Genomic DNA, 21,864 nt, shown 5'->3' on the forward strand with positions numbered 1-21,864 from the left:
ATAAGAGATCAGCACGGGAGGGACATAATAATGAGGTCGATTTTTTTCGATCTGGTGAGTCGCCTCTCCAGCCTTACTGAAGAGCAGACCTGGAAAACGCGGTAGTCAATGCCCGTCTCCAGGCCCGTCGCAGTACAAGAATGGCAGGAGGGATGGCGTTAATCCTAGGAATTACAACATGCTTAATAAAGTGAACAAGGCCTTGCTGGGCTTGGCGCTGTCGGTGGGTTTCATGCCTGTCCATGCCGCCGAAGCCAAAAAAGTGGATGTGCTGCTCATCGGCGGCGGCATCATGAGTTCAACCCTGGGTGTCTGGCTCAACGAGCTGGAGCCAAGCTGGTCGATCGAAATGGTCGAGCGTCTGGACGCTGTGGCCGAAGAAAGCTCCAACGGCTGGAACAACGCCGGTACCGGTCACTCGGCCCTCGCCGAGCTGAACTACACCCCGGAAGGCAAAGACGGCAAGATCGACATCTCCAAGGCGATCGAGATCAACGAGTCGTTCCAGATCTCTCGTCAGTTCTGGGCCTGGCAGGTCAAGACCGGCGTGCTGAAAGACCCTCGTACCTTCATCAACTACACACCGCACATGAGCTTCGTGTGGGGCGATGAGAACATCCAGTTCCTGCAAAAACGCTACGAGGCGCTCAAGGCCAGCCCTCTGTTCAGCGGCATGCAGTACTCCGAAGACCCGGCGCAGATCAAGCAGTGGGTCCCGCTGATGATGGAAGGCCGTGATCCGAAGCAGAAGATCGCTGCCACCTGGAGCCCGATCGGCACCGACATGAACTTCGGCGAGATCACCCGCCAGTTCGTGGGTCACCTCAAGACCAAAGAGCAGTTCGACCTCAAGCTGTCCAGCGAAGTCGAAGAGATCAAGCGCAACGCCGACGGCGGCTGGCGCGTGACCTACAAGAACCTCAAGGACGGCACCGAAACCTCCACCGACGCCAAGTTCGTGTTCATCGGCGCAGGCGGTGGTGCTCTGCACCTGCTGCAAGCCTCGGGCATTCCTGAAGCCAAGGAATACGCAGGCTTCCCGGTAGGTGGTTCGTTCCTGGTCACCGATAACCCGGCGATTGCCGATTCCCACCTGGCCAAGGCCTACGGCAAGGCTTCGGTTGGCGCGCCACCGATGTCGGTTCCGCACCTGGACACCCGCGTGCTCGACGGCAAGCGCGTCATCCTGTTTGGGCCGTTCGCGACCTTCTCGACCAAGTTCCTGAAGAACGGCTCGTACTTCGACCTGCTGACCAGCACCAACACACATAACGTGTGGCCAATGACCAAGGTCGGCATCCGCGAATACCCGCTGATCGAATACCTTGCCGGTCAAGTCATGCTGGACGACGACGACCGCCTGGAAGCCCTGCGCGAGTACTTCCCGAACGCCAAGAAAGAAGACTGGCGCCTGTGGCAAGCCGGCCAGCGCGTACAGATCATCAAGCGTGACGAAGACAAGGGCGGCGTCCTGAAACTGGGCACCGAGATCGTTGCTTCCAAGGACGGCAGCATCGCCGGCCTGCTGGGCGCCTCCCCGGGTGCTTCGACCGCTGCTCCGATCATGCTGAGCGTTCTGGAAAAAGTCTTCAAAGACAAAGTAGCCACGCCTGCCTGGCAGGAAAAGCTGCACCAGATCGTGCCGAGCTACGGCACCAAGCTGAACGACAGCCCTGAAGCTGTGGCCAAAGAGTGGGCCTACACCGCCGAGATCCTGCAACTGCCAACGCCGCCTGCCGTCAACGGCTCGGTTGCGCCAGCCGTAGCGCCGACTACTCCGGCCAAGCCACGTGAGAGCAATGCAGCGACCGATATGGCGCTGTAAGACCCCGCACCGCGTGTCGCACTTTAAAACCCGTCAGGCCTGGCCTGGCGGGTTTTTTAATTTTTGCCTGGCATTGCTCAACGATTGATCACTTGTTATCACACCACTGCTCTTTTAGCCGCCAAAAAACAGTCATAAAGAAGCCGGACGATAACGAACAAACCTTAAATAAATTTAACCTTTTAATAGTTAAAGATTTTTCCTGAGCGCTGATAAATCCCGCACTACCTCATGACAAAAAACGCTGTTTGCGCATTGTGCCATACCGCTCCAAAGCCCCGTAATTCGGCCATCTCCCGGCCTTTATAGCGTGAACGGATTCCCTCGTTATCACGGTTCAAAAATAATATTCATTCTGGCCTGATTAGTTGTACGACAACGACCTGAAACCCATGCTAGTATTTTGCCTGCAGCGGACGTTACTCGCTGCACAGGCGATAAGGACGTCCGCTCGAGAAACACGCAGTCATGTGCGCGTTAAAAAAACTCAAGTTAATCAAGGATCTGATTATTCATGACTAAACCTTCACTGTTTACTGCCAACAAACTGGCGAGCGCCGTTGTCGCTACTTTGCTGTTTGCAAGCGTTGGTGCACACGCCGATATCGCTACGGATGTCGCGACCACCGGCTGGGCCACCCAGAACGGCGGCACCAAGGGCGGCTCCCAAGCGGCTGCCAACAACATCTACACCGTTAAAAACGCTGCCGAACTGAAAACAGCGCTCAAGGCCTCTGTCGGCACCAACGGGCGCATCATCAAGATCAACGGCGTCATCGATGTCAGCGAAGGCAAGGCCTACACCACAACGGCCGACATGAAGTCTCGCGGTCGCCTGGACATCCCTGGCAAGACCACCATCGTAGGCATCACCAACAATGCCGAAATTCGCGAAGGTTTCTTTTACGCCAAAGAAAACGATGTGATCATCCGCAACATCACCATCGAAAACCCGTGGGACCCTGAGCCGATCTGGGACGCCAACGATGGTAGCGCCGGCAACTGGAACTCCGAGTACGATGGCCTGACCATCGAAGGCGCCAACAACGTGTGGGTCGACCATGTCACCTTCACCGATGGCCGCAAGACCGATGCCCTGAACGGCACCGCCAATGGCCGTCCCAAGCAGCATCACGACGGTGCGCTGGACGTCAAGAACGGCGCCAACTACGTGACCATCTCGTACACGGCATTCAAGTCCCACGAGAAGAACAACCTCATCGGTTCCAGCGACAGCCGCACCACCGATGATGGCAAGCTGAAGGTCACGATCCACAACTCCCTGTTCGAAAACATCTCGGCCCGCGCTCCGCGCGTGCGCTTCGGCCAGGTGCATCTGTACAACAACTACCATGTGGGCAGCACCAGCCACAGCGTCTACCCGTTCAGCTACGCCCACGGCGTTGGCAAGAGTTCGAAGATCTTCTCCGAGAAGAACGCCTTCGAAATCTCGGGCATCAGCGGTTGCACCAAGATTGCTGGCGATTACGGTGGAAGCGTTTACCGTGACTCGGGCTCGACGCTCAATGGCACTGCACTGACCTGCACCTGGAGCTCGAGCATCGGCTGGACCCCGCCGTACAGCTACAACCCGCTCAATGCCGACAAAGTGAAAGCTGACGTCACCGCCAAGGCCGGTGCCGGCAAGATCTGATTCAGCGCTGTAACCCCGCAAAGAAGAAGCCTTCGGTAACGAAGGCTTTTTTGTCGGTCACTGCACCAACTGGTTGATCTCGATGATCGGCAGCAGCACCGCCATGACGATCACCAGCACCACCGCCCCCATCACCACGATCATCAACGGCTCAAGCAAGGCGGTCATGCCCATGGCGCGTCGCTCGATATCGCGCGACAGGGTTTGCGCCGCGCGTTCCAGCATCGGTGGTAACGCACCGGTTTTCTCGCCGCTGGCGATCAGGTGAATCAGCACCGGCGGGAACACGTTTTCCACCCGCAGCGCCGTCGCCAGCCCCACGCCCTCACGCACCTTGGCGGTCGCCACGCTGACGCTCAGGCTCAGGCGCTCGTTGGCGAGCGTCTGGCGCGCCGCTTCCAGTGCGCGCAACAACGGCACCCCGGCACCGCCGAGGATGGCCAGGGTCGAGGCAAAGCGTGCAGTGTTCAGGCCCAGCACAAAGCGGCCAATCAGCGGCAGTCGCAGCACCCGGTGGTGCCAGCTCAGGCGCGCGGCCGGGTTGCGCAGGTACAGGCGCCAGCCCCAGAACCCACCGCTGAGCAAGAGTGCGCATAGCCAGCCCCAACTGCGGATGAAGTCGCTGGCGGCCAGCATCGCCAGGGTCAACCCCGGCAGGTCCTGACGCGCCTGGGAAAAGGCGCTGACCACTTGTGGCACCACGTAGCTGAGCAGAAAAATCACGATGCCGATCGACACCAGGCCGACCACGCCCGGATAGATGAACGCGGTGAGAATCTTGCTGCGCAGGTTGTTGCGCTCCTCGATGTAGTCGGCCAGACGCTCCATGACCTGCGCCAGATCGCCGGATTCTTCACCGGCGGCAATCAACGCCCGATAAATCTCCGGAAAATCCGCAGGCCGCGCCGCCAATGCATCGGCCAGGCGCATGCCGCTGCGCACATCGGCGCGCACCGCGCCAAGGGTCTGGGCGATGTGCTTGCGTTCGGCCTGTTCGAGCGTGGCGCTCAAGGCGGCTTCAAGCGGAAAACCGGCCGCGAGCAGGCTCGCCAGTTGCCGGGTCGTCCAGGCCAGGTCGTTATCCGACAGCCGCGCACTGAACAGGCCGCCGGCACCGTTGCGGGCCGCTGCATGTTCCTTGTGCACCGACAGCGCGGTCAGGCCACGGCTGCGCAAGATGCCGAACGCCGCGCTTTGGCTGTCGGCTTCCAGGTGCCCGGACTCGACCTTGCCACTGGCGTCGGCGGCTTCGAAACGGTAGCGATTCATCAGGCGTCCCGTGTCACACGAAGGATTTCTTCCGGTGCCGTGGCGCCGCTGCGGATCCAGCGCTCGCCGTCCTCGCGCAGGCTGAACATGCCGGCTTTTTGCGCCGCCGCGCGCAAGGCCTGTTCGCCGGCCCCCTGGTGGATCAGGGCACGAATATCGTCGTCGATGCAGAACAGCTCATGGATGCCGGTACGACCGCTGTAGCCGGTGTGATTGCACTGCGCGCAACCGACCGGGCGCCAGGTGCCCGGCGCCGCCGGGTCGGGCTGTTTGCAGTGCATGCACAGGCGCCGCACCAGGCGTTGGGCAAGCACGCCAAGCATTGAAGAGGCCAGCAGAAAGGGCTCGACGCCCATGTCGATCAGGCGGTTGACCGCCGACACCGCATCGTTGGTGTGCAGCGTGGCCAGCACCAGATGGCCGGTGAGCGAGGCCTGCACGGCGATCTGTGCGGTTTCCAGGTCACGGATTTCGCCGATCATGATGATGTCAGGGTCCTGGCGCAGAATCGCCCGCAATGCCAGGGCAAAGGTCATGTCGATCCTGGCGTTGACCTGAATCTGGCTGATGCCCGGCAAATCGTATTCCACCGGGTCTTCCACGGTGATGATGTTGCTGATGCTCGCGTCCAGCCGCGCCAGCGCTGCGTACAGGCTGGTGGTCTTGCCGCTGCCGGTGGGTCCTGTGACCAGCACGATACCGTGCGGCTGGCGGATCAGTTGATCGAGCCTGGCCAGCACCTGCGCGTCCATGCCCAGTGTTTCGAGGTGCAGGCGCCCGGCCTGTTTGTCGAGCAGGCGCATCACCACCCGTTCGCCATGCCCGGTGGGCACGGTCGATACCCGAATGTCGATGGGCCGCCCGGCGACGCGCAAGGCAATGCGTCCGTCCTGGGGCAGGCGTTTTTCGGCGATATCGAGTTGCGCCATGATCTTGATCCGCGACACCAGCGCACCGTGCAATGCCTTGCGCGGCGACACCACCTCACGCAGGGTGCCGTCGACGCGGTAGCGCACCACCGAATGGGTTTCGAACGGTTCGATATGTACATCGCTGGCCTGATCGCGCGCCGCCTGGGTGAGCAAGGCGTTGATCATGCGGATCACCGGCGCACCGTCCTGAGTATCGAGCAGGTCGGTGACTTCCGGCATGTCCTGCATCAGCCGGTCCAGATCCACTTCGTTCTCCGCCGCCCCGACCACCGCCGCCGCACTACCGGTGTCGGCATAGGCGCTGGCCAGCAGGCCATCGAGTTCGTCATCGCGCACCCGCTCCAGCCGCGCCGGCCCGAACTGGCGACGCACCTCGCTGATCGACCAGCCAGGCGTCGAGGGGCACACGGTCAGCACCGGGCCTTGCGCGTCATCGCGCAGCAAAATGCGCTGCGCCTTGGCCCACGCGTAGGGCAAGGCGCTCATCGCGCTGCGCCCGGCAGTACCGCTGGCACCCCTTGGGCGGCGTTGGGCAATTGCGGCGCCTGCATGTCCGGCATCGCCCAGCTGCGCTCCGGTTGCAAGCCGCCCTGGGCCCGGCGCATGAAGTCGTAGCGGTTGAGGGTGATGCTGCGCCCGGCGGCGCTGTCGCGAATGATGTAGGGGCGCAGGAACACCATCAGGTTGGTCTTGCTGGTTGCACGGCGCTCATTGCGAAACAGCGCACCGATGCCCGGCAGGCTACCCAGCAAGGGCACCGCCTCGTTGCTCTGGCTGTAGCCGTCCTGAAGCAAGCCGCCCAGCACCATGATCTGGCCATCATCGAGCAGGATGCTGGTGTCGATTGCGCGCTTGTTGGTGACGATGCCCGCCGAGGTGGACGCGGCAGAGGCGCGCTCGTCGATGCTGCTGACCTCCTGATAAATGTCGAGCTTGACCGTACCGCCCTCGGAAATCTGCGGCCGCACGTTAAGCTTCAAGCCGACCTCTTCACGGGTCACGGTCTGGAACGGGTTGTTGCTGGTGCCACCGCCCCCGGTGACGTAGCTGCCGTTGACGAACGGGATGGTCTGGCCGACGAAAATGCTCGCGGCTTCGTTGTCCAGAGTCAGCAGGTTGGGCGTCGACAGCACGTTGCTGCCGCCCTTGCTCTTCAAGGCCCTGGCCAGCACCTTCAGGTCGAGAATCCTGCCGATGCCGGGGATATCGACCGTGCCGTTGACGTAGCCCAGGTTCAGCCCCTGCGGCAGCACGTCGACACTGGTCTGGCCATTGAGGTTGAGCCCCGAGCCGCCCAGGTTGGCGCCGCCGATCACCCCGTTGCCGCTGAGATTGCCGGTCTGCCACTGCACACCAAACTCGTTGGCGTCGTCCTCGCCGACTTCGACGATCAGGCTTTCGATCACCACTTGCGCGCGGCGCTGATCGAGCAGGTCGATGACCTCGCGCAGGTTGCGGTACAGCGGCTCCGGCGCGGCAATCAGCAGCGTGTTGGTGGTGGCATCGGCCTGAATGGTCACGCCGCCCGCGCTGAAGGCCACGTTCTGGTCGGTTGGCTGAGCACTGCCCTGGCCGTATGAGGCCCCAGTGGCCTGCCCGCTGGTGCCGTTGCTGCTTGAACTGCCGGTCGACGATTGCGTGCTGCTGGCGGAAGAGCTTTGGCTTTGTCCGTTCTGGCTGTTGCTGCCCATCGCGCCCAGCAACGCCCGCGAATTGTCACCGGCGCCGCTGTCGCTCTCGCCGGTGAGCAAGCCGCGCAGGGCCTGCGCCAGTTTGCCGGCCTGGGCGTTGCGCAGGTAGACCACATGCAGGTTACTGGGGTTGCTCTGGGCGTTATCGAGCTTGTAGATCAGGTTGCGCGCCAGATGGGTACGCTCCGGGCTGCCGGAGCGCAGGATGATGGTGTTGGAGCGTGCATCGCCGATCACGGCGATTTTCTGCGTCACATCGGCGCCCGGTACATCGAGCAATTCTGCAACCAGCGGTGCGATGTCGACGGCAATACCGTTCTGGATCTGCACCACATCGGTGTCAATGGCGTTCGGGGTGTCGATGTCGTCGATCAACTGCGCCACGCGGGTCAGGTTCTCGGCGTAATCGGTCACCACCACCGTGTTATTGCCCGGGTAGGCGTTGATCGGGTTGTTCGGCGAGACGATCGGGCGCAGCACCGGGATCAGGTTCACCGCGTTCTCGTAACGCAGGCGAAACGTGCGGGTAATCATGCCGTCGCCTGCCGGTTTGTCGGCACTGTAGATCGGACCGCCGAGCAGCTTGGCGTCGGCTTCGGGCACCACCTGCGCCACGCCGCCGACATCCACCACGCTGAAACCCTGCATGCGCAGCGCCGCCAGCAGCATGGTGTAAGCCTGGCTGGCCGGTACCTGGCCTTCGGACACCAGCGTCAGGGTGCCCTTGACGCGCGGATCGACCAGAAACTGCTGGCCGGTGGCACGCGACATTGCGCGCACCACGGCCTGAGTATCGGCCTCGACAAAGTTCAGGGTGACCGGTTGATCGCCCAGCGGGTTACGCGGCAAGCCGGTACTGCGCGCCGCTGCGCTGCTGCGCCCGCGCTCACTGATGTTGTGCAGCTGCCTTGGCGCAGGTTTGGCCTGCGCTTGCGCCCGTTCACGATCAAGCACGGCATCGCCGCTGCGCTGGGTGGTGGTCAAGGGGCGACCCAGCTCGCTGTCGACCAGCAAGGGGGGCGAATTGGGCGCGGTGTGATTACTGCACCCACTCAAAACCAGTAACAGCATCGGCAGTACCCTGCGTCCTGCAATGGATCCTGACCCCTTCATTAAGCTTCCTTAGCGACCTGCGCCTGATCCATGCGAACGCTGCCAGACAGCGTGTCTACGGTGTTATCGGTGGTGTTGTCGGTCATGTCATGGTTGCCGCGCTGCAAGCGTGCTTCGATCACTTGCAGCGAAAATTGCGGCTGGCCACGCAGCAGCCAGTCGAGCGCGTCGTCGGCCGGCGCGGCCTTGAAGGTCAGTTGCCAGGTGCCGTCTTGCAGGGCGCTCAACTGGTAATGCCCGGCCAGGCCGTTGGCGTCCAGCGTCTGCCTGAGTGCCGGCTCAAGGTCCGGACCGGCCGGCGCCACGCTGACATCGCGCAGCAAGACGTCCAGCGCCTCGCTCTGGGCTTGCAGTTTTGGCGTTTCAATTTGCCAGTAATCGATCTTTTTCAGCGCCGGCTGAACCAGCACGCCCCACAGCAGCAGCCCCAGCAGTAGCAACGCACCACCGGCCACGGTGCGTTGCTCCCTGAGAGAAAGGTCGCTCCAGGTCTGCTGAATACGGGCGCGCAATGCAAGCCAGCGGCTTCGATACAGCGCCAGCGACGGGTTACTCATGGTCGTTCTCCATGCGGCTTTCACTGTCGTCTGCCGTCGGGATGGCCGCCGGGCTCAGGGTCCAGACACTGCCGTTACGCGTCGCACTCAGGCCGGCCTGCCCCAGTGCCGCCAGCAAGGTGTCATCCATGGCGACCTGCGGGATGTCTGGCGACAGCTCCAGGTGTAATTGCCCATCGATGAACGTCAGTTGCCGGACGCTGCCCACCATGGACGGCAGGCTAAGCCCGGCCTGTTGCACCAAGTGGCTGAAGCCTTGAGCGGGGGTGTCTGGCGTGCCGTTTTGCCGGGCGGCCAGTTGCTGGCGGGTTTGCTGCAAGGGATTGAGGATGACCGGTAAATGCGGAAATGCCTGCTTCACCCGCTGGCTCATCTGCGCCTTGATCTGCTGACCTTGCGCCGCCTCGCGGGCGGCATAAAGATTCAGCCCCGTCACCCATACGCCGACCGCCAGCGCACAACAAGCCAGCGCCTTGCCCCAACCCTGCCGATGCCCTTCGGTGCGGCTGACGGTGCCGTGCAGCCCCCACGCCGGCGTTTGTCCGGTCCAGCGTTGCGCCGCCTGCGGCTCAAGTTCACCTTGCGGGGCGCTTTCACCGGTCCAGTGCAGCGCGGGGCCACTGACCTGTAGCTGTTTCAGGTGATCGTCGACCATCGGTTCTACGGCGCCCTGATCAAGGCTTGCACGCAACAGCAGATGCTGGTCGTCCAGGCAGGCGCTGAGGTGACCGTCAGGCGGCAACGCCAACCGATAGGGCGCAGGGAAAAGGCCGCCCGGTTTCAGTCGGCTCTGGGCCAGCGCCAGTCCGAGGCGCTGCAGCTCGGCTTTCGGCAACCAACTGACCTGCACCTGGCCGTCCGCGCCCCTGCGGCTATGGCCGATGTGCATCTGCTGGCTGGCGCCCAGCGTCAGTGCCTGCACCGCGCAGTCCACCGCTGCGCTGACCCGCGCCGGTGTCAGCGGCGGCAGCGTCAGGCGGGTCAGCACGCTGTCGGCAGGGTGCAGGAAGCACTCCAGTTGCGTGTGCCTGGCGTCCAGCCCCAGTTGCGCGAGGGTGCTGTTGCCGGACTCCAGCACGCGCAAGCGGCCATCGAGCCGTGCAAACTCAAGCGCGCTGTCTGGCGTCAGGTCACGTAAAGGCGGCAAGGCAATGCGCAAGCGACTCATACGCCCTGCCTCGACCAGATCACCCTGGGCATGTCGTTTTGCACGCGATGCAACAAAGCCTGCAGAGAGCCACGGCGTCGATCCTGACGCGCCTGGCCATGAAACAGGAACCACTCACTGGAAATGCCGACGTTGAGCCCGTCGACCGTCACATGAGGCAATTGCAGGCGGTTGACGAAGTCTCCCCGGTTGATAAACCACTGGCCACGGTCGCGCTCTTGTACCAGCGCCGTTGCCTGTGCAAGCGAAAGCCCCGGCACTACGGCCGCCAGTACCTCGGCACTGGCGGTGTTGCCGTTGACCCAGGTATTGGCCGGAATAATGCTGACGTAGCGGCCCAGGCGGGCGAGCAGCACTTCATCGATGCCTGCAATACCCCGCAGATCGCCTAGATGGTTGAGCATGGGCTGGCTTGCCGGCAAAGGTTGACGTGCGTCATCCGGAAAGTACGCGTAAGAAGCGATCATCCGCGCACTGATGCGTGCGGCAAGGCCCGCGTCGATGCCGATCATTTCGCACAGGCGCTCGAAACTGCGCAACTGCCCGCGATCGATCCGCTCGTTGCTCAACACGTTGCGCAGGTTGAATTTGCCTTGCTGGTCTTCCAGGCGCCCTTCAAAACCGTCGTTGAGCCGGGGAGGATGGATGGGCTGATTCCACGGCTGATCGAGCCGGGTCAAGGCGTCGCGCTGGCTGGATATCCACAGCAGCCGGCGGCCCGTTTCCAGGCCACCCAGAAGCACCTGGCTGCCGTGTACCCTGGATTGTTCGGCCTCAAGGGCGCGGGTGAACACGCCCTGCCGGGCGAGCATGCCGGTGGCGATCACCGCCACCACGGTGACGATCAGCAAGGCACTGATAATCGCCATGCCGCGCTGATCGGTCATGGACGGCCAATGACGCTTCATGGCGGCGCCTAGAGCTGCCAGGAACCGATATCGGCATTCACGCCCTCACCGTCGGGCTGCCCGTCCGCACCGAGGGAGAAGATATCGACTTCACCGTTGGCACCCGGGTTGAGGTATTGATAAGGACGACCCCAAGGGTCATTTGGCAGGCGTTCCAGATAAGAACGCCAGTTACTGTTTTTGGCCCCCGAGGGCCGTTCGACCAGAACCTTGAGGCCTTGATTCATGCTCGGGTAAGTACCGTTATCGAGGCGGTAGAGTTTCAGTGCCTGCATCAGGCCGGCAACATCCTGTTTTGCGGCTGTGGCTCTGGCCTGATCGGGGCGATCAAGCACTTTGGGTACCACGACGGCGGCCAGGATGCCAAGGATGACAACCACCACCATGATCTCGATCAGAGTAAAGCCACGCTGGCGGCGACGGACGCCAGACAAAGAGGGGACGCGCGCGAAATCCATTTCAATCTTCCCTGATTTCTTACAATTCGGCACGCAGTGTAACAAAACTACTGTTGTTGGCTAATTCAAAATACAGGGCCTTAAAAGTGGCTCTTTCGCTGCTATTCTGCCCCTCGGTTTTTGCAACTAAGAGTTATCCATGGAGCGGTTGCGCAAGGAGCGGGGCTTTACGCTGATCGAGGTGCTGGTCGCTCTGGCGATCATCGCTGTCGCGATGGCGGCGGCGGTGCGCGTGGCCGGTTTGATGACCCAGAGCAACGCGCTGCTGCGTGACCGTTCGATTGCCCTGCTGGCGGCCCAGAGCCGAATTGCCGAGCTGCGCCTGGAAAATACACTGCCAGAAGGGTTCAGAACGTTCGCGTGCAATCAGGGCCGCTTGCATCTGCGTTGCGAGCAGAGCATCGCTGCCAGCGCCGACGGGCAATTGCTGCACGTCAGCGTTCGGGTGCTGGACAACGACCGCGAGGCGCCACCGCTGGCACGGCTTGAAACGCTGCTCAATCAGCCGCTGGGCATGCCGCAATGAGCCGCTTCAAGGGCGGGTCAGCCGAGGCAGCTCAGGCGCCTGGGGTAACGTGCCGATGTTGAGCCGGGACCGCTGCGTGCCACGCTCGATGACCACGGTATCGGCTTCGATGGCCACCAGACGCACACCCTGGCTCAAGCGCTCGCCGACCAGAAAGCTGCGCGGCGGGCCGTCATTGAGCGAAAGGATCGCCACCGAGCCGCGCCCGGCAGCCATGACCCCCGAGACCTTGATATCCACCGCCGCCGGCTGGCTGGAAAACCACTGCAAGGCCGGGTTGTCGGAGCGGGCAAGCGCCGCTGTATTTTCCGTAGAGGGCGTGCGGGACTGCGCCGGGGTCAGAAACACCGAAGACCAGACCAGCACCCCGGCAAATGCAGCCAACAGTGCAGTCCACTGTACCGTCTGGGCTGCTGATAAACGAAAGGCAAATGCCACAGGTAAACCTCCTTGTTGTCCGGCCCGGCAGACGACAGAAGCCGGCACGGGCAGTAATCCTGGCCAAACGTTAGCCATCATCGCAAGCACTGTAAAGACTGTAAGAACGAAGGACCGTCAACGCATGGACAAGGACAGACAACGGGGTTTTACGCTGATCGAATTGATGGTCGTGCTGGTGATCGTCGGCATTCTCAGTGCCGCAATCAGCCTGAGCATCAAACCCGCCCCGGAAAAACGCCTGCGCCAGGATGCGCAACGGCTCGCCCAGTTGCTACAGATGGCCCAGGCCGAAGCCCGCGCCGATGGCCGGCCGATCACCTGGCTGGCCGACAGCCAGGGATTTCACTTCAGCCGCCTGGATGAGTCCGGCACCGGCCTCGATCGTTTTACCGCCGACCCTCAACTGCACCCGCGCAACTGGGAGTCACCGGCAGTGAAGGTACGCACACAGCCTGCGCAACGGTTGGTGCTCAATGCCGAATGGATCACCTCGCCCTGGCAAATCATGCTAGCCAGCGACCAGAACCGCCTCAGTATCCAGCGTACGGCCACCGGGCAAATACAGGTGGTGAACGAGCCATGAACACCCGGCAAACCGGCTTTACCCTGCTGGAGGTCATGATCGCGATCATGCTGATGGCGATTGTCAGCCTGATTGCCTGGCGCGGCCTGGACAGCGTTACCCGCGCCGACAGCCATTTGCAGGACAGCATGCAACAAACCGAAGCCATCCTGCGCACGTTCAACCAACTGGAACGCGACCTGTCGTCTCAGGCCAGCAACGCGTTGCGCGAGCCCAGCCTCGGCGACCGACCCGACGAGCCCGCCTCGACGCCCGCAGCGATCAGTGTGCGCAGCACGGACAATCAGGTGTTCGAACTGGACGTGATTCGCCACGCCGCCGCCCCGGACATTGGCCTGCAACGTGTGCGCTGGTGGCTCAAGGGAAAAACCCTGTACCGCGCCGCCGCCCAGCCCCGTAATCGCTATCCGTTGCCCGCCCCACAAAATGGCGTGGCCGTTCTCACGAATATCAGCGACCTGCATATACGGGCCTGGGATGCGGACAAAGGCTGGCGCCTGCTCAGTGGCAATCGACTGAAAGACCCGGCAGGGCTGGAGATTCGTCTGACGCGCATGACGAGGCAAGGGGAAGAGCACTATCGGCAGGTGTTGGGGCCGTTCAGGTAGGGCTGGGTGCAGATACACCTAAATACCTGGTATTCATTCAGTCGCCTGCACGCCTTGTAAATACCGCACGATCACCACCCGCGTATTTCAAGGAAGAACCACCATGTCCCTCGCCATCGTCCACAGTCGCGCCCAGGTCGGCGTGCAGGCGCCCGCCGTCACGGTCGAGGCCCATCTGGCCAACGGCTTGCCGGCCCTGACCCTGGTAGGCCTGCCCGAAGGCGCGGTCAGGGAAAGCAAGGACCGGGTACGCAGTGCGATTCTCAATTCGGGGCTCAAATTTCCCGATCGGCGCATCACCCTGAACCTGGCCCCGGCCGACCTGCCCAAGGACGGCGGGCGCTTCGATCTGGCGATTGCCTTGGGCTTGCTCGGTGCCAACGGGCAGATTCCGCTGGCTGCCCTGCAAGACATCGAGTGCCTGGGCGAACTGGCGTTGTCCGGCGCGCTGCGGCCGGTGCAGGGCGTGTTGCCGGCGGCGCTGGCGGCGCGCGAGGCGCAGCGCACGCTGATCGTGCCGGCGGCGAATGCCGAAGAAGCGTGTCTGGCGGCGGGTTTGACGGTGATCGCCGCGAATCATTTGCGTGAGCTGGTTGCGCACTTCAATGGCCAGACGCCGATGACGCCCTACCGCGCCAACGGTTTACTGGCCCAGGCCCAGCCCTATCCTGACCTCAGTGAAGTGCAAGGCCAGATTGCCGCCAAGCGGGCGCTGATCATCGCGGCGGCCGGAGCGCATAATCTGCTTTTTAGCGGTCCACCAGGCACCGGCAAGACGCTGCTCGCCAGCCGCCTGCCCGGCCTGTTGCCGCCGCTGGATGAACACGAAGCCCTGGAAGTGGCGGCGATTCAGTCGGTGGCCAGCCAGGTGCCGCTGGCGCACTGGCCGCAGCGACCGTTTCGCCAGCCGCATCACTCGGCCTCGGGGGCGGCGCTGGTGGGCGGTGGCTGTAGGTTTTGGAAATAAATGCGATATTTTGGAAATTAATGCGACAAAAAATTTGCGTTGAGCAGGCGCGAAAGCCTGCGACGAGTTCAACGCTACACTTGCTTAAGCGTCAAGCGAGATACCAACAAGGCACCGGGCATTAAGCAAACATAGTGAAAGATAAGCAAGAGTAGCTTTTTTTGCTATCTTTGTTGGATATCCATACAGTCCACCGCAAATCCTCTATTCAACCTCTTGGCGTCCACCCCACGTTGCAAGCGATTTTAGTAGGCTGACAGACCTAGCTCACTGGGGCATGTGACAATTCGACGTAGAGACATGACTCATGTCGTTCAGCGTTTGCAGGTCCAGCCTGGGTAGTTTCCGTCGCGTGTTGAGCGGTAATCTGCGCTTCCAGAGGCGTATTTTTTCCTTTGTCACAGATGTTCGATGACCCTGTGATGGAAGAGATGGCGGAAGATGACCTGGGCCTGGTGGCTCGCAACGACTTCTTCAATGACGCAGTGCCTTGAACCTCTGTGAGCTTGAGTTTGGCTGCAAGCAATTCCCTGGGACAGGGGGGAAAACGCTCCTCCGGACTAACTGATCCCCATGTGGTCGGCTGGGAACGCATTACACCATTGCAGCTCGACACCTTCTGAAATGACGCTAGCAGCATTCCGCCCTTGACTCAGCCAGTAAGAGCTAAACTGAGGACGGTGTTGAGCATTAGCACCCCGTACTGCTGCTAGACAACTCTGAGGGTATCGACATGTCCATGCCAAATGAACGCACCCGAGCAGTCATCCAAACGGGTGAATTTCTACTTGAGCTTTCACGGGACCGATCGCTGCCTGAACGAATACGACGGGACGCCAAATTTCTCCTGCGTCACTATCCTGATCAATTCCAGATGCTGCTGGCTGGACGTATTGAAGAGGGTTCAGACCCTTCAATTTGGCCAATGGGACCGGTGTTTAGCTCTTCCATCGAGAACAGCCATCACTCCCTGGGCTCCGACCCGTTACACGCTCAAAGCCCGAAATGACCGACGACTTCACACTTGAATGTATGCATGGCGATTGACTTGGCCTCGGTGTAGGCAGGGTCGTTGTAGCGAGCTTGTGCAATCTCACTGCTTTCGGACTCAACCGCAGATACACGCTTTGTCGCGAGCTACTCCCCAGTGCCCCGCTATCCATCCCAGTTACCGATGCTGCTTATAGGCGAAGAAGACGAGGACATCCTCGTGCCCGTCGCCCACGCGGCATAGACACTGAGCAAGATTGGTAATTCTGAAAGAGAGGCGTCGTGGCTGTCGCAGGGCCCCTATTCAGGTTCTGGACGTGATTCCCAATGCGACGCCTCACTCTCCAACAGGGCATTAACTTGCACACAAATCCGTTGACAAGGAGCATCAAACACGATAATTATGGACCACAAATTAATGATTTGTGGTCCTTCGGAGGTCCAGTATGCAAAACCAAGAACGAAGCGAGTTCCTCAGGACTCGAGTAACTGAGATGGAGAAGAAAACTTTCGAGGAAGTCTGTGCGGCAATAGGCTCCAAACCTGCTGAGCAACTCAGAAAGCATGTTCTTGAATTCATAAAGCATCATTCACAGCACCTTAATGAAGAATTTACTATCCATATTTTCAAACCAGAAGACGTCGTCCCACCGTATGACCTAGGTGCATGGAAGATAGATATCCGGCTAAAAGTGCAATCTAATGACATGCCCCCAATTCTGTTTCGCTTTCCAAAACTCGAAAATCGCATTATTCATAGCGACCGAGGCTATTTCGCGGCTTGGCCATTGACAAGTGGAGGTCACGAGATATGCGGCATGCTCAAGGATGGCGCTTGGACAGGACATGTCTACAGCAACGGTATTGCTGAAGAGGAGAACCCGAGCTCTATCGAAAGTGTTCGTGAAGCCCTTATGCATGAAATCCGATCACAACTAGCTTTATACTTTAATGGCTGATGAAGCCACTGATGCTTCGAGGCCAATTTATTCAATAAAATTGGCAGCAGCCATTCGAACAGCCAGAATACCAGGAGCGAAATTTTCTCGAGCGCTAAAGAGCATCGCCGGCCGGCCAATAGTTACTGCAACATATAAAATTATTCGATCATGTTGACATTGGCCTACTTCCGGCGATATTCACAAGACCTCAGTTCGTACAGCACCTAGCTGCGACGATAATCGTGCATCACAGTTGTGTCCTTATAAGCGAGTTCAAAAAGTTCGTCAGTACACTTATTCTTATCAGAAGGAATATTATAACTCAATGAATACCCGAGCCTGTGCATAAGATCGACTATAACAGTTCTCGCCATTTCCAACACTTGCATATCGTTGACTACCATCGACTGCTTAATACTCATAGATCGGGAAAAATTCAACAACCACTGGCTAATCTTTATCATGCTTGGCTGACGAGAAAACTCCTCAGTAAGACAGATTCTATCCTCCTGCTCCTCAACTGAAACAGAAGTTGCGTTAAAATTCGCATCAATCACCATTGAGAAAAACGGCTCATCTTCTCTAAAGAGAGAACTCACATCTCGACCAATGAAAACCGAGTCATATTTCCCATAAACTTTGTGGCGTGCGACATTTCCATCCGAGTGATCAGCCGGCTTCGGAAAGATAGTTTTTCTATAAAATGGCTCGTTAATTAGAAAGGTGTAGTCGCTCAGCATATGCGACATATCATTGCGAATTGCTGTCTGCCAATCAATCTTATTATTTTTCTTGCCCCCAAAGTGAGAAAGACAGGTGTGCGTCCAGTAACCTATAAACTCCCAGTATATCGCGACCAGCAACGGCTGCCGGTGAGCCTTTGCGTATTCGCGCAGGGTATGCTTTTGCTTAGGAATTATAGTGCAACTTTTGGCGGCACCCTTTACATATTTGACGTCTACTAGCAAAGGAAAGGTTTCTTTTTGAGAACTTTCAATTAGTAATGAGTAATCTGGAATTTGGAATTTCTTTTTGTATTTCTCTGCCTGAGCTTGATGAAGCCCACTAATATTCTTGATCCAGGGCAAAGAAGAGTATAAATGCTTATAATCATCCTCAATAGTCAACCCACTAGTGATCCGCTTGAAATTATCCTTAACAGACTTGTTCGATATTTGATCAAGCAGGACCTCAAGAACCTCTGGAGAAATATCAAAGTGCGTTTTTAATTGATGTAAAATATTTGCTTTTTCCATGTCGCTCATGTTGCTTCCCTTCGTAAATTGTGATATTTGAAAATTATGCATCATCCAAATAAATTTTTCAACTAGGCGCGTTTTCTTGCAGACCTGCTCGGAGGATGGTAGAACCGTCTCTATCCATGGTCTGAGCAAGGACGGTCAACAATGTATCCAACCAATAAGCAATATATTCGATTGATAGTCAGGCTTACCCTCTATTTTTTTTTAGTAGTGTTGCTGTTCGCCGTATTTTACTGGGGTCTTTCACTCGCAAAGTTTCCCGTCTTCCAAAATCTCTCATGCGTTAGCTTCAGCGATGCTTGCTATTTTAGCTTAGTAACAGTAACAACGCTCGGATACGGCGACCTGCAACCTCTGGGTTTAGCACGAGCGCTTTCAAGTATAGAAGCAGTCACCGGATTAGTTCTTGCAGGCTACTCTATTTCACAGGTGGTATCTCTTAAACAAGAGAGGTTAATTGAACACTTAGTCGAGGAGCGTTTTGTTTTTAAATATAACGCTTGCTTAGCCAGCCTAGTTGAAGGAAAGGAACTGATCGGTGATCGCAGGCGCGAAGCTAAAGAGTTGGTAGTGCCCCCCAAAAAAAACGCCGCTGATGACAGACCAAGAATAAATGACCGCCAATTTATGTTTAACCAAGGCAATCCGTTTTATCCAGCATTACGAAGCATGAAAATGCTTAATGAGTGCGCGGAATACGCTGATCGTTATCAGAAGATAGCGGCACTGCGAACCACCATTGAGGCTACTTTTTATCAGATTGAAGAGTTAACAAGCATTGCGCGAAAGTATCTACTTAACTTAACCCAGCTTAAGGTTGCCTGGAAAACACCACGAACATTAAAAATACTAAATGACCTGCTCGAAGAAGTCGATGATTTCGTTGAGAACTACTTTAAAGATACGCAGCTGGCCAATGAAAAATATAAGAGCGGCGTGAAATCATACCATGAAATCTACCTTGCGCGAGTCGCAGAAATTCGGTCACTAATTTCAACTTTATAAAAAACCCATTAAAAAATTATATCAGACTCCGTGCGTTCCCCGAGTAATTTCATCAGCGCCCTTCGGGCTAGTACTGATATACCCAGGGTCCTTAGCTAAGATGCTCCCCCTGCCGCCCAAAGTGGTAAGCGAGCTACAACTGTTCTAGCGCTGCGCCCATGAACCACACATACTGAAATCTATTTGAGATGAGATAACTATTTATCGAAGGGCATCATCTCTATGAGTGCATGTCTCTTTATTACCAAGGACCATCATTCATGATCGTGCGACTTGGATCGAAGTCTGGTGACCACGAATGACCTCCGTTGATCCATAGCTAGCTTTGTGACGAGCGACTACGGCTTTAGCTTATGACAGAGTTCAGATCAATTCTGTGCTAACGCTTGTCGACTTCAGGGAACGATCTGACGAGCTAATGTCTCGTATAAACTCGCATAGGCCTCGAAATGAGTTGTTTGCCGCTGGATACAGTGTTGAGGGAAGTGGCGCTGTACGTTTTCTGATAGCAATTTTCCTGGTGTGAAACCTTGTGGTAAAGGCTGTGCATTAGGGACTGCAAACTTGAATAGCTTTGCAACTAACAAGAAATCCTTCCTACACTTATCGGAAGCATGAGCGACCCGATTACGGATGGAGATCGCATATTTCAATAGGTTTAGTTGGCTACTAATACAGCTATAGGGGTGCACCGAGAAAAGGAAGTCAGCAGTTTTCACTAACCATTGGTAATCAGTGACCTTTAGGTAGTGTTTGGCAGGATCGTAGTTTGGGTTCTGGGATAGAACCACATAGGCATCTGATAGTGTGGCAGAATAACCTATCTTGGCCGTCGGCTTGTAGCCCGAGTTAGTAGTAGCATTAGCAACATATCTTACAAGAGTTCTTTCCAAGAACTCTTCCCAAGAGGCGACCAATCCCATGAATGCAAGCTCAGTAACCTGAAGCACATGAGAGGGATGAATACCTTGTGATCTGGGTGAGTAGCGAGGCAACGCGTGAATCGACTGGACCAATTTTCGTGCGGTTTGAATCTCTCTAATGAAGTTGTCGCGAACGTGGTCTACCGCAATTCGACGAGTCAATATCATGCTCCCGGTTAGATTGAGGCCCGGCGCTATAATACCGGATTTATCGCAAGGAGCCCAAAGGCTACTCGTTGGGTCAAATGACCTTAGTCTAGAAGCGAAAGATGACCTAGGGCTACTCTTATGATGGATGCTGCTAGCGCGCCTGCATGAACTTAAAATTTGGCGTGACCACTACATGCTATTGTGCCGAAGATCATTCGCCCTCTCAGATTCTAGGCGCGGCCGAGTCATCTTGCAACGATGACTATATAAAATGCTATTCAATATAGGTTATCATCTAAAAATCAAGCCAAGAAGCTTCTTCACAAGAATTTCTCTTGCGAACATATACAGTTGCGGCCTCATTAACTGTAAGAACCGGCCCAAGATAAAGCTGGACCATATTCATCCTGAGAATTTTGAACTCAAATAAACTTATATCAATTTCTAGCTCTTCCGTAAAGCACTTCTCATAAGTTCTTGCGTCGTACCCCTTGAACTCTACGCCCAAAGATTTGAGTGCCCTAAATACCCTAACCACACCGGATATAAAAATCGGCATGATATCGAGATACACTTGCTTTTCTGGATATCGCTCAGATTTAGCCTCTGCCAGAATATTCATAAAAGTAAGGCCTTCCGCTATGAGATTGAACCGCTTTTGGAGATCGGCCTTTTTTCCGAGCCGCAGAAGTTCTGGCGAGTTCTTACTGGGGTCTAGGCGAGAATATATGTCATCCAACTTGATAAAATGATGCATGCGTGATTGCTCGCCGCCCACAAATTTATGGCTCGCCAGTAAAAATGCCGCACCCTCTAACCTCTCAGGGGCCTCGCTAAGCCACAACTCTGGAAGCAAACTGGAAAATAACGAGTGATCTCGATGATGCAACGCATTACGCAAGGCAATCAGCAAAGATGTATCCGACTGTGCAAAGTAATCGAACTCATCTTTAGATACATCGTACAGCGTGTGAAAGGCTTCTAACTTTGCCTCCCAGGCTCTATCCAAGTTCTCGATGGCTTCCTCTTTGTCAACTGCTACCAAACTCTTGTAACGAAGATGTTCCTCACCATATATCCGCATTGTATTGGCAAGCCGACTGACTGCCCTCTGTACGACTTCCTTTTCCATGAGCCATCCTAAGCATTATATTGAAATAATTACGTTTAGTGACAGTGAATCGTAACTGTAATCCACTGGCTTCGCCAGAATCCGATGCAACTGCTCCAGACAATAGTCGGAGCCTATTCAACATTACAAGGCATCCACGAGTGGCGTCTTATAGCCGCTTGCGGTGCGACGCGAGGAACGGCGGTGCGTCGTCAGCGGCCGCTAGCGAAGGCACCTATACCACTAGTGTGGTGCTTTGCAAATACAACAAAGAAGCCGCGAGTGATTTTTCTGCTCAGACAAGGCAGCGCGATGAGTTGTAGCCCAGCTACGGCGGGGAGCGACAACGCCGCATGAGCGCAAAAAGCGCAGCGAGTTATGGTCGTTATTTGTGAAACACCACACTAGCGACATCTCCCATGCTCAGCCGCTACTCGATGGTGTCCAGGTGTCTACCGGCTGGGGCAGACCTCGCAAGCGGTGCCGCAAGCTCGTAGCTGACAAGGGTTACGACGCTTAATCGCTCAGGAAATATTGCGATCGCTATCGCATACAGCCTGTCATCCCTTACCGAACCATGAAGCGCAAGCCGAAGCCCGGTCTACCGTGGCTATTCGACAAGCCCAAATACCGAGAGCGCAACGTTATCAAGCGCCTGTTTGGATGGCTGAAAGAGCACCGCCGGCTGACCACGCGTTACTGCAAGCTCGCAACAAGTTATGCGACCATGGCCACATTGGCCTGCTGCCGGCGGTGTTTACGACATGTCTTTTTGTAAAGCG

Annotated in this window: 19 protein-coding genes and 2 pseudogenes; 10 read left to right on the forward strand and 11 right to left on the reverse strand. The window is 57.3% G+C overall.

Translation table 11 applies throughout. The features are described 5' to 3' along the window. Positions 1 to 178: 178 nt before the first annotated feature. Positions 179 to 1,825: a malate dehydrogenase (quinone) gene (gene mqo / locus ACYP2A_RS05695; RefSeq protein WP_459743541.1), complete on the forward strand. Its 1,647-nt coding sequence runs from the start codon at positions 179 to 181 to the stop codon at positions 1,823 to 1,825. 514 nt (positions 1,826 to 2,339) lie between these two features. Beyond that, positions 2,340 to 3,479, forward strand: coding sequence for a pectate lyase family protein (locus tag ACYP2A_RS05700; protein WP_459743543.1), 1,140 nt, complete (start codon positions 2,340 to 2,342; stop codon positions 3,477 to 3,479). Between the two features lie 57 nt (positions 3,480 to 3,536). Here the strand turns inward: ACYP2A_RS05700 and gspF are convergent, their stop codons facing one another. From gspF to gspG, 7 genes are read right to left on the reverse strand one after another with little or no spacing between them, the layout of a single operon-like run. After that, the gene (gene gspF, locus ACYP2A_RS05705) at positions 3,537 to 4,748 is read right to left on the reverse strand and encodes a type II secretion system inner membrane protein GspF (protein WP_459743544.1); all 1,212 of its coding nucleotides are present in this window, start codon (positions 4,746 to 4,748) and stop codon (positions 3,537 to 3,539) included. Continuing rightward, the gene (gene gspE, locus ACYP2A_RS05710) at positions 4,748 to 6,166 is read right to left on the reverse strand and encodes a type II secretion system ATPase GspE (protein ID WP_459743546.1); all 1,419 of its coding nucleotides are present in this window, start codon (positions 6,164 to 6,166) and stop codon (positions 4,748 to 4,750) included. The genes gspF and gspE overlap by 1 nt, the downstream gene beginning before the upstream one ends. Beyond that, positions 6,163 to 8,484 (reverse strand): type II secretion system secretin GspD, encoded by a 2,322-nt coding sequence (gene gspD / locus ACYP2A_RS05715; protein ID WP_459743548.1) that lies wholly within the window; start codon positions 8,482 to 8,484, stop codon positions 6,163 to 6,165. Before gspD ends, gspE begins: the two co-directional genes overlap by 4 nt. Then, positions 8,484 to 9,041 (reverse strand): type II secretion system protein GspM, encoded by a 558-nt coding sequence (gene gspM / locus ACYP2A_RS05720; RefSeq protein ID WP_459743550.1) that lies wholly within the window; start codon positions 9,039 to 9,041, stop codon positions 8,484 to 8,486. Before gspM ends, gspD begins: the two co-directional genes overlap by 1 nt. Next, positions 9,034 to 10,209, reverse strand: coding sequence for a type II secretion system protein GspL (gspL, locus tag ACYP2A_RS05725; protein WP_459743552.1), 1,176 nt, complete (start codon positions 10,207 to 10,209; stop codon positions 9,034 to 9,036). The genes gspM and gspL overlap by 8 nt, the downstream gene beginning before the upstream one ends. After that, complete coding sequence (gspK, locus tag ACYP2A_RS05730; protein ID WP_459743553.1) at positions 10,206 to 11,117, reverse strand: type II secretion system minor pseudopilin GspK; 912 nt, start codon at positions 11,115 to 11,117, stop codon at positions 10,206 to 10,208. The genes gspL and gspK overlap by 4 nt, the downstream gene beginning before the upstream one ends. Before the next feature lie 8 nt (positions 11,118 to 11,125). Continuing rightward, a complete protein-coding gene (gspG, locus tag ACYP2A_RS05735) occupies positions 11,126 to 11,575 on the reverse strand; it encodes a type II secretion system major pseudopilin GspG (protein ID WP_459743555.1) in 450 nt (149 codons plus the stop codon). Positions 11,576 to 11,714: 139 nt separating this feature from the next. On the opposite strand from gspG, the gene gspI reads away from it, so the two are divergent. Next, positions 11,715 to 12,101, forward strand: a complete 387-nt coding sequence (gspI, locus tag ACYP2A_RS05740; RefSeq protein WP_459743557.1) for a type II secretion system minor pseudopilin GspI — start codon at positions 11,715 to 11,717, stop codon at positions 12,099 to 12,101. 6 nt (positions 12,102 to 12,107) lie between these two features. On the opposite strand, the gene ACYP2A_RS05745 is transcribed toward gspI, so the two are convergent. Then, a complete protein-coding gene (locus ACYP2A_RS05745; RefSeq protein ID WP_459743558.1) occupies positions 12,108 to 12,539 on the reverse strand; it encodes a type II secretion system protein N in 432 nt (143 codons plus the stop codon). 124 nt (positions 12,540 to 12,663) lie between these two features. Here ACYP2A_RS05745 and gspH point away from each other — a divergent pair, with 124 nt between their 5' ends. The 5 genes and pseudogenes from gspH (at position 12,664) to ACYP2A_RS05770 (ending at position 16,649) form a co-directional block, all read left to right on the forward strand. Further along, positions 12,664 to 13,125 carry a type II secretion system minor pseudopilin GspH gene (gspH, locus tag ACYP2A_RS05750; protein ID WP_459743560.1) on the forward strand — a complete coding sequence of 154 codons (462 nt, stop codon included), beginning with the start codon at positions 12,664 to 12,666 and terminating at the stop codon, positions 13,123 to 13,125. Continuing rightward, a complete protein-coding gene (locus ACYP2A_RS05755; RefSeq protein ID WP_459743562.1) occupies positions 13,122 to 13,733 on the forward strand; it encodes a PulJ/GspJ family protein in 612 nt (203 codons plus the stop codon). Before gspH ends, ACYP2A_RS05755 begins: the two co-directional genes overlap by 4 nt. A 103-nt stretch (positions 13,734 to 13,836) precedes the next feature. Beyond that, a pseudogene (locus ACYP2A_RS05760) lies at positions 13,837 to 14,688 on the forward strand (YifB family Mg chelatase-like AAA ATPase); the annotation flags it as partial. A 751-nt stretch (positions 14,689 to 15,439) separates the two neighbouring features. After that, the gene (locus tag ACYP2A_RS05765; protein ID WP_459743586.1) at positions 15,440 to 15,709 is read left to right on the forward strand and encodes a BPSL0761 family protein; all 270 of its coding nucleotides are present in this window, start codon (positions 15,440 to 15,442) and stop codon (positions 15,707 to 15,709) included. Between the two features lie 427 nt (positions 15,710 to 16,136). Continuing rightward, a complete protein-coding gene (locus ACYP2A_RS05770; RefSeq protein ID WP_459743563.1) occupies positions 16,137 to 16,649 on the forward strand; it encodes a hypothetical protein in 513 nt (170 codons plus the stop codon). Positions 16,650 to 16,855: 206 nt separating this feature from the next. Here the strand turns inward: ACYP2A_RS05770 and ACYP2A_RS05775 are convergent, their stop codons facing one another. Beyond that, the gene (locus ACYP2A_RS05775) at positions 16,856 to 17,896 is read right to left on the reverse strand and encodes a hypothetical protein (protein ID WP_459743565.1); all 1,041 of its coding nucleotides are present in this window, start codon (positions 17,894 to 17,896) and stop codon (positions 16,856 to 16,858) included. A 141-nt stretch (positions 17,897 to 18,037) separates the two neighbouring features. On the opposite strand from ACYP2A_RS05775, the gene ACYP2A_RS05780 reads away from it, so the two are divergent. Beyond that, on the forward strand, positions 18,038 to 18,898 hold the full coding sequence (locus tag ACYP2A_RS05780; RefSeq protein WP_459743567.1) for a potassium channel family protein: 861 nt from the start codon (positions 18,038 to 18,040) through the stop codon (positions 18,896 to 18,898). Positions 18,899 to 19,293: 395 nt separating this feature from the next. On the opposite strand, the gene ACYP2A_RS05785 is transcribed toward ACYP2A_RS05780, so the two are convergent. Together ACYP2A_RS05785 and ACYP2A_RS05790 are read right to left on the reverse strand one after the other, a co-directional pair. Then, positions 19,294 to 19,983 carry a hypothetical protein gene (locus tag ACYP2A_RS05785; protein ID WP_459743569.1) on the reverse strand — a complete coding sequence of 230 codons (690 nt, stop codon included), beginning with the start codon at positions 19,981 to 19,983 and terminating at the stop codon, positions 19,294 to 19,296. A 283-nt stretch (positions 19,984 to 20,266) separates the two neighbouring features. Further along, entirely contained in the window at positions 20,267 to 21,103 is an 837-nt protein-coding gene (locus ACYP2A_RS05790) for a hypothetical protein (RefSeq protein WP_459743570.1), read from the reverse strand. Positions 21,104 to 21,485: 382 nt separating this feature from the next. Between ACYP2A_RS05790 and ACYP2A_RS05795 the strand changes: the two are divergent. After that, positions 21,486 to 21,860: pseudogene (locus tag ACYP2A_RS05795) on the forward strand (transposase); the annotation flags it as partial. Positions 21,861 to 21,864 lie beyond the last annotated feature (4 nt).

The organism is Pseudomonas sp. 3A(2025) (assembly GCF_054589175.1).

Bases quoted from the DNA above. Each gene is read 5' to 3' on its own strand.
- mqo (WP_459743541.1), top strand. From the start codon at position 179: ATGCTTAATAAAGTGAACAAGGCCTTGCTGGGCTTGGCGCTGTCGGTG.
- ACYP2A_RS05700 (WP_459743543.1), top strand. From the start codon at position 2,340: ATGACTAAACCTTCACTGTTTACTGCCAACAAACTGGCGAGCGCCGTT.
- gspF (WP_459743544.1), bottom strand. From the start codon at position 4,748: ATGAATCGCTACCGTTTCGAAGCCGCCGACGCCAGTGGCAAGGTCGAG.
- gspE (WP_459743546.1), bottom strand. From the start codon at position 6,166: ATGAGCGCCTTGCCCTACGCGTGGGCCAAGGCGCAGCGCATTTTGCTG.
- gspD (WP_459743548.1), bottom strand. From the start codon at position 8,484: ATGAAGGGGTCAGGATCCATTGCAGGACGCAGGGTACTGCCGATGCTG.
- gspM (WP_459743550.1), bottom strand. From the start codon at position 9,041: ATGAGTAACCCGTCGCTGGCGCTGTATCGAAGCCGCTGGCTTGCATTG.
- gspL (WP_459743552.1), bottom strand. From the start codon at position 10,209: ATGAGTCGCTTGCGCATTGCCTTGCCGCCTTTACGTGACCTGACGCCA.
- gspK (WP_459743553.1), bottom strand. From the start codon at position 11,117: ATGAAGCGTCATTGGCCGTCCATGACCGATCAGCGCGGCATGGCGATT.
- gspG (WP_459743555.1), bottom strand. From the start codon at position 11,575: ATGGATTTCGCGCGCGTCCCCTCTTTGTCTGGCGTCCGTCGCCGCCAG.
- gspI (WP_459743557.1), top strand. From the start codon at position 11,715: ATGGAGCGGTTGCGCAAGGAGCGGGGCTTTACGCTGATCGAGGTGCTG.
- gspH (WP_459743560.1), top strand. From the start codon at position 12,664: ATGGACAAGGACAGACAACGGGGTTTTACGCTGATCGAATTGATGGTC.
- ACYP2A_RS05755 (WP_459743562.1), top strand. From the start codon at position 13,122: ATGAACACCCGGCAAACCGGCTTTACCCTGCTGGAGGTCATGATCGCG.
- ACYP2A_RS05765 (WP_459743586.1), top strand. From the start codon at position 15,440: ATGCCAAATGAACGCACCCGAGCAGTCATCCAAACGGGTGAATTTCTA.
- ACYP2A_RS05770 (WP_459743563.1), top strand. From the start codon at position 16,137: ATGCAAAACCAAGAACGAAGCGAGTTCCTCAGGACTCGAGTAACTGAG.
- ACYP2A_RS05775 (WP_459743565.1), bottom strand. From the start codon at position 17,896: ATGAGCGACATGGAAAAAGCAAATATTTTACATCAATTAAAAACGCAC.
- ACYP2A_RS05780 (WP_459743567.1), top strand. From the start codon at position 18,038: ATGTATCCAACCAATAAGCAATATATTCGATTGATAGTCAGGCTTACC.
- ACYP2A_RS05790 (WP_459743570.1), bottom strand. From the start codon at position 21,103: ATGGAAAAGGAAGTCGTACAGAGGGCAGTCAGTCGGCTTGCCAATACA.